Raw genomic sequence first — 17,157 nt, forward strand, 5'->3', positions numbered from 1 at the left:
TAGTGAGTGTTCTTTTTTGTTAGATGAAGAGAAAAAATATTTCTACCATCAAATACTCTTGCGTGAGATGCCATTAAGTGAGAATGGCTGAGTATGGAAGCCTAGTAATGCGATTACTTCCCAACAGTGCTGTATGAGGAAGACAAACGCAACACTTAAAATCAGAATTGCTGCCTGACACTATCATTGGACTTTATAAATAGATTTGACTTTCAACGGAATGTATAATCAATAAGTTTGACACATTACCAGTCAAACATTGAAAATATAATTAATAAAGCAGAAGACTCACATCAAGTTCGTCAAAAATTGAGAAACAATTAGTGACGCATATTTTCCAGCAATCCTATCCTAGTTGCTTGCACCCAGGACTTTACACATGAATTAATCTGCGGTTTGTTTAACACATCGATTCCCACAAGCAGTTGCGATACAGCTTTGGCCAACACCACACTCATCACCTTTAGTGCATTGTTCCCTGCATGAGATACAATTCTGTGGGAAATTAGCCGCTAGTGTATAGAATGGTGCATTCCTTTTAATAGCTTTTGCATCCTCTGAAGATGCATCAGGTAAATCCAATAACCACGAATAATGAAACACTTAAGGGTATTTTTTTCATTCCGATAACTGATACACGTAGAAAATAATGCTTACAATCTTCTGATACTGGAGACCAATCAACACTTTTATTGGTCGTGTTTTAGTGTCTATTAAAGTAGGAGCCACATAGTTATAGAAACAGTTTCGTTCGTCATGATGAAACAATAGTACGAAACGTTAAGTTGATTCGTGGCTCCTGTATTCTCTTTGTTGGTGGCAAACGATGCAACCAATGAGTTTGTGTATGACCTTTCATTACTAAAAGACTTCCAGAGGGTAATGCAATTGAAATAACTTCTTTTGAGTTCTTATTTTTAAAAGAAAATTTGCGTTCAGCTCCAAGACTTAATGACCCTATCGCTCCGTTTTTTTTTAAATCTTTTTCTCCATCACTGTGCCACGCCATCCCCTCACTTCCATCGTGGTATAGATTCATCAAACAAGAGTTATATGTTTCTCCACTTTCTTTTTCAATTAAAGATTTCAAAATTAATAACTCGTCTGTCCAGGGAAGAGCCTGGCGGGTAATTCTTGAATAGGTGTAAGAAAAAGGCTTATCGGCATACCATGCTATTTTTCGTTTAGTGACAACATGCTTACCAAAAATTATTGCTTCATCTGGTTTCCAGGAAATTTGTGTGAATAATTGTTCAAAATAATAATCTGCCTCATTTTTAGTTAAAATGCATCCTTGATAATAAACCTCTCCATCGTAAGGAAGAATATTGGTGAATAATTTTTTTCGTAAATCATAATTCTGCATTCAATGCCCTAACTCTTTTACATTCTTTAATAATAGAACGAAACATTAAGTAGATGAGGCTCATTAATCAGTTCATCTTTATCCAGACGGGATAACTTTTTAATACAACGCTCCACTTGGATTGCCTTTAACTTGTCTTCTCTAATTTCCCCAAAAAGCAAGACCTGCCTTCAGGATACTAAGTTAAGATATTACTCTAGGAAACGTCACGCTCAAGTTAAATTCATTTAATTAAACCATAGTTGTTGTCATATTCATTATGAGTAATATCAGATTGAGGACGAATATCAGATAATTGTTTCCGAGACATTTTTTCAAAAAAAGCCGTTGGCTTCTCTTGGCCATCAACTAAATAAGAATTAGATGCAACAACTTCTAACAGTCTTTCCTTATACGCTTTTTGTGAAATAGAATTCAGCGTATGGTTTTGCTCTTTAATTGATAAAAATAAGCGTATGATTTTTACAGACTCCAGGTTATCCCTGGATAATGCTATATCTAGTGCTGTGCTACCATCTTCCATTTGATAGTCTATATTTGCACCAGCATGAATTAATGCGACTAGTATCTCAGGATTGTCCATATATGCAGCAATAAGTAGGGGTGAGAATTGATTTCCATCGAGAGCATTAACATCTGCTCCATTTTTTAATAAACTAAACACAGATTCTTCTTTATTGTTATAAATTGCGCTCATTAACGGGGTATTAAAATTTAAGTCTTCCTCGTCAATATCTAAATCTAATGAAATTAAATATTCTATAATATCACAATGACCCATCGCTGCTGCACAGTGCAGCATAGACTCTCCTTTCTCATTACAATGACTTTTATCTGCGCCGTTTTGAATTAAAAATGTTACAGCGTCAATGTGACCTTCCTGTACAGCAATTGATAAGGGGGTTTCGCCATCATATCGCGCCTCATCAATGTCGTGCAGGTGCGGCAGCATTGCTTTCATGGCGTCAATATCACCAGCTTGGGCAGCAAGAAAAAAAATCGATACATTATCTTCATTTGTTCTGCGTAATATATTTCTATCAATAGGAAGGCTAATATCGTTGACTTGATACGCCAGGGTTGGATCGGACTTTAAACCAAAACAACTCATACTAAAAATTGTGAATTCAGAGGGCTCACATTCACTTTCCTCTTCTTCATCAATTTCAATCTGCGGATTAAGCGCTTGATACAATGCCTCTGCCAACTCAACACTATTTAGTTCCTGATGATAAAATCCAGTGATTTCAGACTTAATTAAATTATCTGCATTTAATAATTCCCAAACGTCCTTTTGTTGATTGTAGCTTAAAGCAATTGCATGCTCATCAGATTCTATGATAAAGCCAACCACTTGTTCACATGATTGGAGTAACAACTTTAGTTGTTCAAAATAAGTAATAAGTTCTTGTTTATTTTTTGCATGATAAGAGCGATGCAAAAGCTGGGGAGCTGCATTTTCTAATTGTTTGGGCGCTGAAATTGTATGATTTGCACTGTAGTTTTGCATTACATGTTGATTATAGATTTCGGGATAAAAATCAGGATGAAGCTGTAATGTAATGCATTCAAAAAAAGGACGAACTTCAAGGCATGCAAGCTCCTCATGAGTTAGAACAGGTTTTTGGGGGATTGATAATCTAATTTTATCATATACCTTTTGAATATTATGCAATAACTCCTCTGGATTTTCTTGGTATTGTTCAATCAATTCGAGACGCTTATAGAGGGTATCTCTATCGTTACAAAATAATGCATCTAAATATTTAGATGAAAGACCATAACAAACCCCTTTACTTTTTCCCTTTTTAGGATTCATAAACAGGCTATTAAGTGTAATTAAGTTTTCGTGATAAAGCATAGAACACTACTTGGTTAAGGCAATAGGGTAATTGCCACATGGATAGTACTACAATGATACACTATGATTATTAATTAACCATTAAGATCTCATTGCGCCCCCCTGTATTCTTAGGTATGATTAGATTCGGTGTGATTCGATAAGGACTGATACATTTCGGGAGAAAAAATATCTGAATGGTTCGTTAATAATTGTAATTTACAATGCGATGTGCATTGTTATTGAGCAATACATTAAAATGAAATAGCTACAACCTGTTTCAGTGTTTTACTGGAGTACTAATCAAGTAGGCTATATAAGCAGACCGCATTAAATATCTATAAAAAACAATGCAGTTAGTGTACTCTGACGATTTTTTATAGACAAGTTTTGAAAAATGATAAGGATATACCTCAACGAAGAAGCAAGAGCAGATTTAATTCGGTTAAGACGAAGTCAAAAATCCAATATAGGGGAACGTGCCTACTACGTATTATTATGTGGAGAAGGAAAATCAGTATCGGAAACGGCTAAAATTTCTGGTCGCAATGAACATACCGTCAGATTATGGCTCAAGCGCTATATAACGCAGGGTATTACAGGACTTAAGAGTCGTAGTCAACCGGGTCGACCGGCTAGAAAGGCACCTATTATTGAATCTCAACTTGAGGAGTTACTCGGAAAATCACCTCAGGAATATGGTTATCAGGAAGCAGGATGGCAGATTAATTTGTTGCGAGATTGGTTTGAAAAACAAGGCGTGTCTGCTTGTGATAACACGTTGGTAACATCACTTAATCGATTAGGCTTTGTGTATAAACGATTTTCAAAAACGTTACCTGCAAATGCTCCATCCTCGACTGAGAAAAAAGCACGAATAAGTGAGATTGTTGAGGAGATTAGGAAAGATAGTGGAACGGATATTGAAATACTTTTCGCGGATGAGTCTCATTTTTCAAACCAACCATATGTCAGTCGAGGTTGGTTTAAAAGTGGTAAAAAAAGTAGTCAATACTGTGAAAGCCAGACTGAGCAAGGCTATTTTTGGCGCATTAAACATCCGAACAAGCCGATTTTATTGGAAGCAGGCGGATACAGGAAATAGCCAGCGATTGATCCTGTTCTTGCATCAACTTCATCAAGCAAATCCCAATAAAAAGTTAATGATCGTTCTCGATAATGGACCAATACACAAAAGTAAGAAGGTTCAGAGGTTTGTTCAAAAGAATGACTGGGTGCAACTTCTTTTTCTTCCTGCATACTCACCTGAATACAATCCAATTGAACGATCTTGGCAATGGTTAAAGCAGAGAGTCTAGGGTTCTAAGTCATTTTCTACTATGGAAGAGCTCTTACAGAAAATACGAAAGTTAGTTTGGCACTTTCATGAAGGGAGGACGGTTTCAAAAATCAATTTTAATTATAATGCTTATACTGATTTGTTATAGATATTTAATGCGGTCTGCTTATTTAATACATAATAATAGAAATTAACTGGCCAGGAGTCTACAAGAAATTATTATAAACCCGATATGGTGGAAGCGTCGGGAATCGAACCTGCGACAATTTTATTTAACTCATTGATATTATTAATATTTATTTTATAGCTGATTTTTTGGGGCAGATATTGGGTATCTTTGAAGGATATTATACTTAATCAAGCCACATGGTTATTTCTCTATAGGTCACCTATACTGCTCCATATCTATGTATTGGTTATATTTTTTGTTTGTTCCCATTAAAAGGAAACCACATACTACGTTAGAAAAATCTGGGCTATCCTAATCAAGATTTAAATAAGCTTTATATCGACTTTGTTGGGGTCTGTCCAAATATCATTTAATCCCAAATAACATTCTTTATTCGGATGCAATTCCCCCCGTATTCTACCAAAATTAGAGAAAACAGTTTGTTCTGCTAATTTCAATCTAGCTTCTTCTTCAGTATTAGCCCAAGTATCCTGGCCATTTTCAAGAAGATTTTCATATCCCCCAATATCCTTAATTATTTTTATGGTTTCCTTGTCTATTACTCGTAATCTGTAATGATTCATTTTTAGCTCCAGAAAATTAATTTATTCTCCTTTTGTTTTATATTAGCTTATTTTTAAATAGACCAACGATTAATAAACACTAGAGTCGAAAAAAATTGACAAAGTTGAGCATATAAAATCTGCATAATTACTTGTACAGAACGTTTCCCAAATTAGGGAATAGGGAACCGGAAATCAATCTATTTTCACACATTCATTTGATAAAGAATCTATGTGGAGACGCGACATAAGTAACCGAGAAATTAGATAATTAAAAATTTATTCAGAATAATTATGTAAAATAGATTTAGAAAAATATTTGTAAATTATAAATGCAAAAAGGCCAATCAAACCACAAAAAATACTTGCCAGTAGTATACCTAAACGTGCTGCGATAATAAGGTTTTGATTAAAGGATAAATTCGCAATAAAAATTGCCATTGTAAACCCAATTCCTGTCAAGATGCTGGCACACCCTAATAATCCCCAGGTAAGGTCTTTAGGCCGTTTCGCCAACCTTAAAAATTCAGCAATAAAACTAAAACAAAAAACACCTATGGGCTTGCCCAGAATAAATCCTAAAAATATAGAAATAGTTACTTCATGAGTTAAATCTAAGGAAAATAATGGTATTCCTGCATTCGCTAAGGCAAATAATGGTAGGATTAAATAACCTATCCAAGGGTGTAAAAGAATTTCCAAACGCTCAACTGGAGAAATTGCTTCACGCGCCGCGATTCCACCCATGAGCAATGCTCTACGATCTTCCGTATCACCGCTCCAGTGCTCTCCCGGAGGATATGAAACCACATTTTCTAAAATTTTATGTAGTTGCTTATCATTTATCCAGGTCTTTGTAGGGGTCATTAAGCCAAGAATGACTCCTGTAATAGTAGGATGGATACCGGATTGATCTATTGCAAGCCACAGAAGTATTCCAATGAAAAAAAGAAAGCGATACTGCGAACTCCCAACCATTGCATAACATACACCAACATAACCCCTAGTACTGATATAATAAGTGCTATCCAATTAATACCCGGACTATATCCAATTGCAACCACTAAGATTGCTCCAATATCATCAATAATAGCCAACGACAACATGAATATACGCAAGCTGTGAGGAATGAAGTTACCAAAAATTGCCAAGCAACCGATAACAAAAGCGGTATCAGTAGCCATCACAGTACCCCAGCCATTCTGCCCTGGTTCTCCGGCTTGGAGTAAGAGGTACAATAGCGCCGGTACAAGCATCCCACCAAAAGCTGCAATAACAGGAAGCGCAGACATTTTAGGATTTCTTAACTCCCCAAACACCAATTCTCTTTTTAATTCTAAAGAGACAAAAAAGAAAAATAAGGTCATTAACCCTTCATTAATCCAAGCATGTATTGGACGGGAGAATTCCAAATTGCCTGCATAAATTCCCAAGGGAACTTCCCAAATGGATAAAAAAGATTTTGACCAAGGAGAGTTGGCTAATATTAACGAAATAATAGCGAATAACAAAAGTATAAGAGCTGAACTGGTTTCAATATGAATAAATCGTGATAAAGGTTCAGATAGTGTATGTATCGGTTCTTTCGGTAGTCTTGGTTTTGATGTCATTATTTGACTCATGTTCCAAAGAAGTTAGCTCCTTAATCACCAATGAGGTATAGAATCAAATACCTACCACATAATGTAGCTAACAAAATTAATATAGTACCTCTGACAATACCCTAGTTCAACGTGAAAAATCAGAATTGTGATCATAATCCAAAACAATAACCCAATAGGCATCGCGAAATTTAAATATTGTATTTTAGTTAATGGAGTGAATACCGCAAATTAATAATTCTTTAACTCACTCTAAAGTATAAACAGAATTTTTTACTATAGTTATATATACATGTAGTTCAAGGATAACAATCATGCTAGGTACAATATTGCTAGTTATTTTGATACTCGTTAGCAAGTCCTAAGAAAAACTCCTTATTGGCCACAAATTGGGTACTTTTAAGAGGTACTATCAAGAGAGAATAATTGATTACAATATTAAATTTAAAAAATATTATTAATATAAACAGATACTTATGTTTGAGTATTTATTTCAAAAAAACAAAAATAAGCAGGAATATATCTATAAAAAATCGTTATAAATCAATAAGTTGGTGGAGGCGGCGGCTATTGAATTTCCACATTAACCTATTGTTATTTAATAATTTTAAATTTACAAAATTTTTTGTTGCCCCCAAAGTTGCCCCCAAGATTGGAATCTTAGGGTAAAATGGTTCTAAGATAATCCTTCTAATACTCTCCATATATCCCTATATGTTTTACCTGATTCACCTAAAGCATCCTTCCAGTCTTTTTCCGATAAATTACGTAAATAACCTCTTATCTTTGGAAGTGGCTGGCTCATTATTGAAGATAAAGACGAAGCAAGAGGGATAGCTGCAGTTCTTGGAATACCTAAGAGCCTTAAAGCAATTGCAGAATCATCATTAACACCATAATAAACACGGGATGGTAAATTATTTAGTAATTTATATTGTTCTTCTGGTAAATCGCCTACAGTTATTGATAGTAATGCTCCTAGCCCCCACGAGGCTGTTTGTGTAAGCCTACCAAATAGACTTTGACCACATTTTGTCATTGCTATTGTAAGATCTTCATTATCTTTACGGAAATAACGATTAGTTATGTCAAAAATCGAGACTCCATTAACCCAATCTTTAATAATTAAAGATAATTTTTCCCCATCAGGATGTTCACCACCAATAGCTACTTGAAAATTTTCCCTTAATTCTGGTACACGCAGAAGTATTCCCATCATATCCTGTAAAGTTGCATTTTTATTTTGAAATAAACTTGTTGGATCCCAAGATGAAGCGTCTATGTTGCCTTTATTTTTAAGTACCGTATTAATACTTTGCAGAGAAAACCCAGTGCTATCAACTAACTTAAGGGGTTGATTTGGCCGTTTTAAATACTCTGCATAACGTTGAATTCCACTTAGTAATTTTTTAGCAATAGAGGGATTCTCCATTCGTAACTTCTCAAAACCAAAAGTTCCTCGTAATACTTGCTCGACTTGATCTACAAAGGTATCTGGTTTTCCCATTTGGCGATAAGTATGTGTCAAATATTGCAGAAAACTTGACCATTCAGGAGTCCGATATACAATTCCTTCCAGATCCTCTAAAAAATCTTTAGACTCTATCGCTAAATTTAATAATGCAGAATTTAGATCACCTGTTTGATTATTAATAAATTTCTTTAAATTTTTTGCTTTTGCATTAGAGTCTGCAACAAGAGCAATTACACCAAGACTTTCTTGGCCAATTCGACCTGCCCTACCAGCAATATTCCAAAAATCCTCGGGAGGCATATCTGTCATTCCCTTATCGCTGGGATATTGATGAGATGCCATTACAATCCCTGTCACGGGGAAATTTACTCCTTGGGCAATGGTAGTTGTTGCTACAAGAAAGTTTAATTCATTTTCTTCGAATAACCATTCCATGAGTGCACGCACATCATCAGAAAGACCTGCGTGGTGTATTCCAATTTTATAAGTTAAGAGTTCAATTAAAGGAAACTCATTGCCGAATTCTAGCTGCAAAAATTCTTGTACGAGTAGAATATTTTTAGAAATAATTTTTGTACGGTTAGATTCAATTTTAAGAGTGTCGGCTAATAACCAAACCCAATCAGGTCGTGCATGCATCACTATTACAGGCCCTCGTTTATGTAAAAACTGAGCTGTAACTGCTGCCATAATTTTATGAGAGCATACTTTACTATACGTTTTAGCAAGCTCATCAGATTTCGGCAATGTTAATAGGTCATCAATAACCAAAGTATTGCGTGAAGTATGAATTGACTCAAAATTTAATTTATAGTCATAGCTTTTATTTTTTATTAATTTATCCTTTACTGGTTGGACAATACCAATCACCCTATCATTTGGCTGCCAGTCTAACGATAAACTAATATCATCGGAGTTTGGGCCTCCAAGCCAACGAGCAATTTCTTTAGCATTTTTGATAAAAGGAGTAAGCAAAAGAAACTGTGCTCTCTGACACTCTTTATTTATTGTTGATAAAAGTAACTCTAACTTTAAGCCACGATGTGAACTTTGAATATTATGTGCTTCATCCACAACAACTAACGTTAGAGGTCGTCCAATTTTTTCTTCCCAACCTTGTCTTAACATTAAATCTAATTTTTCAGGAGTTGTTACAAGCACTCGAAAAGCTTGTTTGCGATCATGCTCTTGCAATAAATCCATTTCAATATTATCAATTTCTAATGCTGGACTAATTTGTTCTACAATAATATCCAGCGGCAAAAAATCTCGACGTAACTGACGAGTAATCTGGTTTACTAATGTTCTAGTCGGAACTAGATAAGCAATCCATCCTTGCTCATAGTCAAATTGGTTTAGGGCTTGTAATATACGAAATTGAGCGATTAAAGTTTTCCCGCTAGAGGTAGGTAAACTTACAACTACTGCTCGTCTGCTAGAGCCTAATAAACCCTTGTCCGCTAAGGTACGTCTTTGAGGAGGGAGCATTTCGAAAATGGCTCCTTGACCTCTCCCTCGAGCTACCATATTTCTCACAAACTGCGTTACTCGTGAATTAACTGCACGAGTAACCGTCCAAATGGAATTTTCCACCATTTGTGCAGCACAAGCTGAGAGCAAATAGCTTAAAGGTTCAAGGTATATCATCGGAGCTATTTTGCATACTTCAAAAACTCGGTCAAAATGAGTATCTAATAATTGTTGAACTTGATAGTTTCCATCTACTGCTCCATCAGTGAGATAGAGGGCAAATATTTCAGCGGTTTTGGCTAAATGGTACAAACCTATAAGTTCTAATGCCTCTATTTTTGCAGTAGCCGGATTGAGGCTATTTAGGTATTTCTGCTCAAATTCTTCTTGTGCCTCTCTTAAAGCAGCAATATTTTGAAGTACAGCATCTCGATCAGCCCATCCTTGTTTTCTAATAAGGCGCAACCATACATCTATAATTACAGCCCATGTACGATCACGCCAGCTAGACGAATCCATAGGTAACTTAGGCCAATCAATTTCCCGCAACATTCGAGAGGCTGCCGCTCCCATATCACCTATTACGGCTAAAGAGCTTGTTTGTAATAACTGCATTGCATTAGATAAGGGATTAGTCGCTGGGGGTAGTACTCGATATAATTGAAATGCATTTGCAGCATGTTTTTTTAATTCTTTATTTTGCTCTTCATCATCTTTATAGCGATTCAGAATTATATCACGTACAGCGAGCTCTAAGACTTCTGCTACACGGCGAATCAGATCAAAATCTATTTCTACAACAGCGCTTGATAATTCTTTGTAAACCAAATGGCGAGAAGCTTCTTTTAGTGCTTGAGTATGCGCATCACCTAAAATATCAAATAACCAATCGCTCATGATTCATTCTCGCTTCTTTTTAGCCTGGTATGAAACTCAGAAATTTTACCTGGAAAATAAAGTGCGATTAAATTGCACAATGAAGGAGATGATAAAATTTTGCTTAGTTTCTCACCATGCGATTGAAGATCAAGTTCATTAGCTTCAGTTTCTCGAACCAATACACCGAAAAGAGTTATTGCACTTTTTCCTGAATTAAAATAATAAGCTAAGCTCGCTTTATATAAAGGCTCAAATTCATTTGCTTTACAGCGAGAAAAAAGCCACTTTAATAATTGAGCGACCGATTCTGGGTTTTTTAATAGATTATCAATCTGTTGATGCATACTAGACATTACACTTGGCGGATATTTTTTTTCGCCGGATAACTTCACCTCCCCTAAGGCAAGCAAGGTATCTGAACCACTTTGAATAAAACCTACTAAATCTGCACCTGGTAAACTTGCTCTCGCATTTCGTTTATCTCGCTCCATATTCCAGGGCCAAATAACCTGATGCGTATGTGTAAGCCATGTTTCTGCTAATGCCTCTGCAATGGCCCAATCCCGCTCTTCTTGGATGCTTGCAGATAAAATATCCTCTAAGTGTTTATTTCCAAATCCAGTTAGAGGTAACCCACGTAAAAGAGATTTAAATTCATTAGATTCGCTTTCATCATTTAATCGACTAGCAACATCGTTATTCATGAATAAATTAAAGCTAGGATTATCTAATAAATTATATCCTTGCAGAATAACTTGTTGGGTCTGATTTTCATAAACTAATGAAGCGAATATTACGCTCATTTAGTATTTCCATTAAATTGGCATTAAGCTACCGATTGATTGATTGAACCAGTATATCAATTTTCGTTCGATAATGGAGCTGCCTCACTATATGAACTAACTAAATGTCAAAATCACATTCAACCTTCCATGCCTGAAAATGGAATTTCAGCTGCTCTTACACATCTAAGCATAAGCATAAACAAAGAATCTTTTCCTTCATCAGGATGGCTTGTAATGTAAGACATTAACAGAGCAGCTGTGGCAGGAGGCTCTATAGCACCTAAATTATAATAGTGGATATATTTATTATCACTTATATCGTCCTCTTCACTTAAAAGAGCAACTGCAGCGCCAAATAAATGATTTGCAAGAAGCATATAAGACATTCGAATGCCATTTAATTTACAGGCACTGACGTATTGGTCGCCATTAGCATACATTAGCTCAAAACTTTCATGCTCTAATACATAATGAAATTTATTTAGTACTTTATTTATTAAATTTTTAATCATAATTTTCTCCAAATAAAAACACAAAGGAATTACTCTATCCGCAAAACAAATCCTTGTTATTATTATTTTTATTTGATGAAATCTTTTATTAAATGATGCTTATAGTCCGTGGTCATATAATCATCAGGCGCATATTCTATATGAATGCGCAAAAAACATCCAGCATTAATTAAATTAGGCGAAAAAATTCGTGAACTTCGTAAATCGAAAGGTTTCTCTCAAGAGGCTTTTGCTGATGAAGTTGGGGTTGATCGAACCTATTTGGGTGGAATTGAGCGCGGAGAAAGGAACATTGCAACACTCAATCTAATTCGTATTGCCTCAGCATTAAACACAGAAGTTGGGGAGCTCTTTCCACCCCTTAGTTCTTTAAAACAAGAAGATCCAAAATAATACAAAATTAATAACACCAACAATCCTGATTTGAATAATAAAAATCGATATCGTTTGTTAACGGTGTGAGTTTTTTATTTACATGCTCTATAAATTCGTTCTCTTTACCGTTTGGATAAATGGATACTGCTATACTTTTTATAATGTTCATACCTGTTTTCTTTCTATCATCTTGGATATTCTGCAGTCTTTGTAAAAGATGAGTATCTTGCTTGGAAAGGCTCCAACCATATATCACTAATTTTTGCTCAATTTCTTCAAACCCATACTTATAAATTGTTCTTAAATATTCACTTTCTAAAATTCTCTTCCTCTTTTCATTAAAATCACCTTCAGATATAAATACAGGCTCAAATCTCCCTTTTTTCCAAGTATCAAAATAGCTTCTAAATGTACCTGATCTCGTGAGCATATTTTTAAATCAATTTCATGAAATTGTTCTTGCTTTAATCTAGCTAATGTTAAATTTCCATGTGGATAAAAAATTAATACTGCTTTATCTTGCTCTTGATCCGGTTTCCTAAAAAAGCTCACATCGAAATCAAATACTTTAAAATCATTAAGAGGCTTCCAGAAACAATCTTTAAAAATATTCCCTTTTTTATCTGAATCTGTGTTTCCCTTTGCAATAATCCAATACAGAATAAGATCATAGTTTAATGAAAATACTGTTTTAAAATTCATTAAAAATTTATATGCTTGATTTAATTTTTTGATGAACACGTCATTTTCATTGTCATACTTAATATGTGCCTTATGCACTGTACTTATTAGAGCCTCTCTACATAAGGAATAATTATCATCTAGAAATTCCGTAGATATATCAAGCACATTTAATACCTCCTTTGCTTGCCATAATCGATAAAGAACAAGCTCAAAATTCTCGGTATTAAATTTTTCAAATAAATTTAACAATTTTCCTTCTATCAAATTCGTTTGATTGGCCACTTCATATAAGGACTGATAATCAAAAATTGCATCAAAAGCTATGCTTGCACCATTCCCCAAGATGAGAGAAGCGTCTTTATATTTAGAACATATTTCATTCCATTGTTTTATTTCCATTAAGTATTATCCGAAATTATTTTAATCAAATTATAGGCAATAAATAACCCTATTATTTTTAAATATAGCGAATTAGCTGCTTTAACTCTCTTTTCCACTTAGCCAATTGGTGGGCTTTATCTCTAATATCCTTGCACCTCGCACCATGTTTAAAGCTATTTTCACTGGAAATAATTTTTCCTTTTGGAGTTTTTGGACCGGTCGAGTACTTCCATGGCTTCTGCTGGCGTATTCGTTGAGCTTGTTGTGCTCGTTGTTCGATTGTCCATATTCTTTGTTTCATAGGGCTCCCTCGCATTCAGTTCGTTTGCAATTTTTTTATTATTTTCAATTGAGCTAGAGTCAGATTTTACACTATTATTTACTTGTTGATTAATCGCGTTATTTTGTTGTTTTATGAAAGTAGTTGTCCTGCGTGGATGTTTGATTTCCACCAATGCCAATAATGTTTTTCTACATCCAGCCTGTGCTCTTAGGGCAATATTAGCTATTACTTCGGCATGTTCCATATTGGAATCAGGTAATTTAGCCAGAGCATCATAAAACATATATTCAAGACTCTTGGCTTGCGTTATAAGCATAGCTTCAATTTCATTCATATCATTATTACAAACCCGATCTACACTTCTGGAAAGCCGATCAAATGCGGCAACGTCGTCAAATCCACCACCATGTAATTTGTTAAGTGCTATTGTGGCATGACCACGACTATGCAAATATAACTCTGTACTAGCTATTTTCTTTTTTTCTTCTATCTTATCTTTTTCCATTAGCTTTTCTCCCTTAATTTGCCTTGAAACTTGTAAAGCCCACAGGAACAGAATGGGGGTCTATAACCGCAATCGCATAATTTAATTGGTATAAATACACACTTTTCCTGATAATCATCCGTCATTTTTTACTCATAACTTTTAACCCGCATTTTTTCCGCAAGTCATCCGCAATAAACGGCCCCTGCCCAGAGGGATCTTCCGCAGAATCCGCAATATCCGCAAAGTGATCAATTTTAAGTTCATTACAATAATCATTATTTTGATTTATTTTTACCTTTATTGCGGATTCTGCGGATGTTGCGGTTCCCTTTAATAAACAAGGAATTAAATCTGCGGAATCAACGCGGATGACTTGCGGAGAGGTCTCTTGCGATGTTTTTAACTTTTCTCTTAAAGATAGGCCATAAGCTATTAGATCCGTCATTAGGTAACCTCCCAAACACTAGGCATTTGAGTTCGACTATTAATTGCAGATACACGTAAATGTCCATTAGCAACAAGAAATGCTAAAATTTTACGGGCGATAGAGGATCGCCTTAGTGAGTTGGGTAACTTTTTGAAATCAGGTGAGGACAATTTATTACCATGTTCTATAATCCAACTTAATAAGTCTCTAGCAAGTAAAGAATCAGAATCTTGTTGCGCATCCATAGTCCTAATAGCCATAGATTCTAAATAATAAGATATTAATTTTCCTGCGCGCTTTATATGCTCTACATTTGGATGTTCATCTCCTTCAACAAAAGCCAGTATTGCGGCAAGACGAGCAGCATTTTCAGCGGCTTTTGAGGCAAATGCCTTTACATCTGAGTACTTTCCATCAATTCTAATTTGATCCTCTATTCCATCATGGAGCGCACACCATAATTCTAAGGCATCATCTTTTAATACAGATACATTTAGTACCAATTCACCTGTTTTTTCATTAACTTGAACTGGATGATTCAATAATTGTGTAATTCTTTCCCAATATTTTCCAACTAAATAATCATTTTGCGCACCTTGTGTAATATCCCGACCTTGCAAGAAACGAGTCCCAGCAATACTTGGCTCATGACATATTAAAAAACGCGCAAGAAACCCTTGGCCTTGAAGTAAAGGATCGGCCAATACTTTAGTTGCAACAATTGGTTGAATCATTAAATGAGAAGATAACCGACGATTTGCTAAAGTACCTGATTCACCTTCTGCACCACGAGTACGAGAAAGAGGATCACCATCCCAAAGCTTAGATAGCATATGAATGCTACGTCCCTTGGATTCATCATTCATGCCGTGTCCGGAAAAAAATGAAATACCTTCATCACTAAAAAGACCCGCACTAGGATCGCCATGAATATAGTGCTTCCAAATCCCTTCCGATGTAGGTTCACTAAATGTTATGTTTGGTCGTGGCGGACTTTTTGGCTTTTGAGCTTCTAATGCGTGTAATTTATTTGAAAGTGTCTCTTGCTCTTCCCTAGTCATTTCGACACCTCGTTTAATAGAAGACTTTATGATGGACTCATGACGCATTTCCCACGCTTGCATTTCCGTTTTATAACGCTTTAACTGTCCCTCCATAGCTTGAATCCGTCTTGCTTCATAAGCTCGAACAGGAGCTAATGCCAAACGATCTACACTACTTTTGCGATCACCAGACTCTGCAACACTTAAAAAAAATAATGATACAGGACCTAAACCTATGGTTCCTCTTTGAACATTGATATGAGCTTGTGCAACCAATGCTGCCACAGCTAAAACTGATTGCCCCGCCATACCCTCTGGTACTTGGACATGATAAGCTAAACGTCTAGCTGCTTCGCCTAAAAGAGGGCCTAATGCATCAAGAGGAAACTTTGGTGCAGCATTACGTTCAGGCAACGGCTCGGCTAGATCAGTTGGCTCTTCTATAGCACCAATTAAATTGATATCACTCATCTTGCTGCCCCATAGTAGAAAGCCAACAAGCTAAGTCGTTAAAATCGGTTAATGAGCTTGGAGCACCAACTGGCCATTCAGGTTTCGTAAATAATGCCTTAGCAGCAACAGCAGCTTCCCTCGCCTTTATCAGACCTATATTAATAGGCAGCTCTCTATCATCATCACCGCAGATGATCATTTTTGATTTTGGTAAGTGTTCTCTAAAATTGATAGCAACAGGTTTTAAATTGCTTGCATGGCAAGCAGCGATAACGCAGGCATTAGGATATGCTCTAGCTATAGAGCCTGCTGTACTAAAGCTTTCAGCTATCATAATTTGAGTATCTGATGTAGGTCGTTTTTGGATAGGTATATAGTTTCCACTGATTTTTCCATTTGCTAAGAATCTCTTTGAGCCACTCTCACTTATAAACTGCAAGCTGGAAAATTCACCGGAAAAATTTATAATCGGCAATACTAAACTTGTGCCTGATTGACGGGCATAGAATGGTGGTATCTGTTTTCTAATTAAATAAGGATGATGCGGGTTAACTGTTTCACATTTACCCCATATTTTTTCAGCTAATTGAGCTGCTGCTTTTTGCAACTTTGCTCGTTCTTCATTATGCTGACGTTGTGCATTAGCTATTTGCTTCTTAAACTCCTCGTATTCGTGATAACTCATTTGAGAGCGTTTTTTTATACACCATCTGATTGTAATACCCGATTTCCAGCTTCCAAAAACCCCACATGGTAAATTATCTGTAAACATAACATACCAACCTGATTTAGAGCCTGCTTTGTCACCTTGGATATGAAAACGATCTATTTTGCCATCTGTTTTAAATATTTCGGGGGGTGTTATTCCCGTTTGGTACATAGAACTGCGAAATTGTTCGATATAATTATTCATGACGCAACCCCAACCAACGTATGAGACACTCAGCAAGTTTTCCAGGTATTACTCTGTAGTTAGCCAAACATACAATAAATACTTTGACGTCCGATGCTATTTTTCTTGGAAGCTTTGGAGTTATTACCTCTTCATGATCATTTAACTTCATA

At 35.7% G+C, this 17,157-nt stretch carries 15 protein-coding genes and 2 pseudogenes; 3 read left to right on the forward strand and 14 right to left on the reverse strand.

The features are described from left to right. Positions 1 to 384: 384 nt before the first annotated feature. The 3 genes from EL220_RS16605 to EL220_RS16615 all read right to left on the reverse strand — a co-directional run bounded on the left by EL220_RS16605 (position 385) and on the right by EL220_RS16615 (position 3,227). Positions 385 to 603, reverse strand: a complete 219-nt coding sequence (locus tag EL220_RS16605; RefSeq protein WP_232002518.1) for a hypothetical protein — start codon at positions 601 to 603, stop codon at positions 385 to 387. Positions 604 to 754: 151 nt separating this feature from the next. After that, positions 755 to 1,366, reverse strand: coding sequence for an alpha-ketoglutarate-dependent dioxygenase AlkB family protein (locus EL220_RS16610; protein ID WP_027272557.1), 612 nt, complete (start codon positions 1,364 to 1,366; stop codon positions 755 to 757). A gap of 223 nt (positions 1,367 to 1,589) precedes the next feature. Further along, entirely contained in the window at positions 1,590 to 3,227 is a 1,638-nt protein-coding gene (locus EL220_RS16615; RefSeq protein ID WP_027272556.1) for an ankyrin repeat domain-containing protein, read from the reverse strand. Positions 3,228 to 3,603: 376 nt separating this feature from the next. Between EL220_RS16615 and EL220_RS16620 the strand changes: the two genes are divergently transcribed. Together EL220_RS16620 and EL220_RS19830 are read left to right on the forward strand one after the other, a co-directional pair. Next, positions 3,604 to 4,311 (forward strand): IS630 family transposase, encoded by a 708-nt coding sequence (locus tag EL220_RS16620; protein ID WP_128130951.1) that lies wholly within the window; start codon positions 3,604 to 3,606, stop codon positions 4,309 to 4,311. Beyond that, positions 4,223 to 4,525 carry a transposase gene (locus EL220_RS19830; RefSeq protein WP_164838760.1) on the forward strand — a complete coding sequence of 101 codons (303 nt, stop codon included), beginning with the start codon at positions 4,223 to 4,225 and terminating at the stop codon, positions 4,523 to 4,525. Before EL220_RS16620 ends, EL220_RS19830 begins: the two co-directional genes overlap by 89 nt. A gap of 473 nt (positions 4,526 to 4,998) precedes the next feature. On the opposite strand, the gene EL220_RS16630 is transcribed toward EL220_RS19830, so the two are convergent. The 5 genes and pseudogenes from EL220_RS16630 to EL220_RS16650 form a co-directional block, all read right to left on the reverse strand. Then, the gene (locus tag EL220_RS16630; protein ID WP_027270585.1) at positions 4,999 to 5,259 is read right to left on the reverse strand and encodes a hypothetical protein; all 261 of its coding nucleotides are present in this window, start codon (positions 5,257 to 5,259) and stop codon (positions 4,999 to 5,001) included. Positions 5,260 to 5,517: 258 nt separating this feature from the next. Beyond that, positions 5,518 to 6,860 (reverse strand): annotated as a pseudogene (gene nhaA, locus EL220_RS19835) (Na+/H+ antiporter NhaA). 655 nt (positions 6,861 to 7,515) lie between these two features. Then, positions 7,516 to 10,680: a DEAD/DEAH box helicase gene (locus tag EL220_RS16640; protein WP_027270583.1), complete on the reverse strand. Its 3,165-nt coding sequence runs from the start codon at positions 10,678 to 10,680 to the stop codon at positions 7,516 to 7,518. Next, entirely contained in the window at positions 10,677 to 11,465 is a 789-nt protein-coding gene (locus EL220_RS16645) for a hypothetical protein (RefSeq protein ID WP_027270582.1), read from the reverse strand. Before EL220_RS16645 ends, EL220_RS16640 begins: the two co-directional genes overlap by 4 nt. Before the next feature lie 119 nt (positions 11,466 to 11,584). Further along, positions 11,585 to 11,959, reverse strand: a complete 375-nt coding sequence (locus EL220_RS16650) for a hypothetical protein (protein ID WP_027270581.1) — start codon at positions 11,957 to 11,959, stop codon at positions 11,585 to 11,587. A 144-nt stretch (positions 11,960 to 12,103) separates the two neighbouring features. Between EL220_RS16650 and EL220_RS16655 the strand changes: the two genes are divergently transcribed. Then, complete coding sequence (locus tag EL220_RS16655) at positions 12,104 to 12,352, forward strand: helix-turn-helix domain-containing protein (protein ID WP_027270580.1); 249 nt, start codon at positions 12,104 to 12,106, stop codon at positions 12,350 to 12,352. A 7-nt stretch (positions 12,353 to 12,359) separates the two neighbouring features. On the opposite strand, the pseudogene EL220_RS16665 reads toward EL220_RS16655, so the two are convergent. The 6 genes and pseudogenes from EL220_RS16665 to EL220_RS18295 form a co-directional block, all read right to left on the reverse strand. Then, positions 12,360 to 13,417, reverse strand: a pseudogene (locus EL220_RS16665) (DUF4917 family protein). A 161-nt stretch (positions 13,418 to 13,578) separates the two neighbouring features. Beyond that, positions 13,579 to 14,187, reverse strand: a complete 609-nt coding sequence (locus EL220_RS16670; RefSeq protein ID WP_035905891.1) for a hypothetical protein — start codon at positions 14,185 to 14,187, stop codon at positions 13,579 to 13,581. A 121-nt stretch (positions 14,188 to 14,308) separates the two neighbouring features. Further along, positions 14,309 to 14,614 (reverse strand): hypothetical protein, encoded by a 306-nt coding sequence (locus tag EL220_RS16675; RefSeq protein ID WP_128130954.1) that lies wholly within the window; start codon positions 14,612 to 14,614, stop codon positions 14,309 to 14,311. Further along, positions 14,614 to 16,110, reverse strand: coding sequence for a YfjI family protein (locus EL220_RS16680; RefSeq protein ID WP_051544719.1), 1,497 nt, complete (start codon positions 16,108 to 16,110; stop codon positions 14,614 to 14,616). The genes EL220_RS16675 and EL220_RS16680 overlap by 1 nt, the downstream gene beginning before the upstream one ends. Next, the gene (locus EL220_RS16685) at positions 16,103 to 17,005 is read right to left on the reverse strand and encodes a toprim domain-containing protein (RefSeq protein WP_027270577.1); all 903 of its coding nucleotides are present in this window, start codon (positions 17,003 to 17,005) and stop codon (positions 16,103 to 16,105) included. Before EL220_RS16685 ends, EL220_RS16680 begins: the two co-directional genes overlap by 8 nt. Continuing rightward, positions 16,998 to 17,156, reverse strand: a complete 159-nt coding sequence (locus tag EL220_RS18295; protein ID WP_155833966.1) for a hypothetical protein — start codon at positions 17,154 to 17,156, stop codon at positions 16,998 to 17,000. The genes EL220_RS16685 and EL220_RS18295 overlap by 8 nt, the downstream gene beginning before the upstream one ends. Between the last annotated feature and the right edge of the window lies 1 nt (position 17,157).

The sequence above is a fragment of the Legionella sainthelensi genome, assembly GCF_900637685.1.
Taxonomy (GTDB): Bacteria; Pseudomonadota; Gammaproteobacteria; order Legionellales; family Legionellaceae; genus Legionella; species Legionella sainthelensi.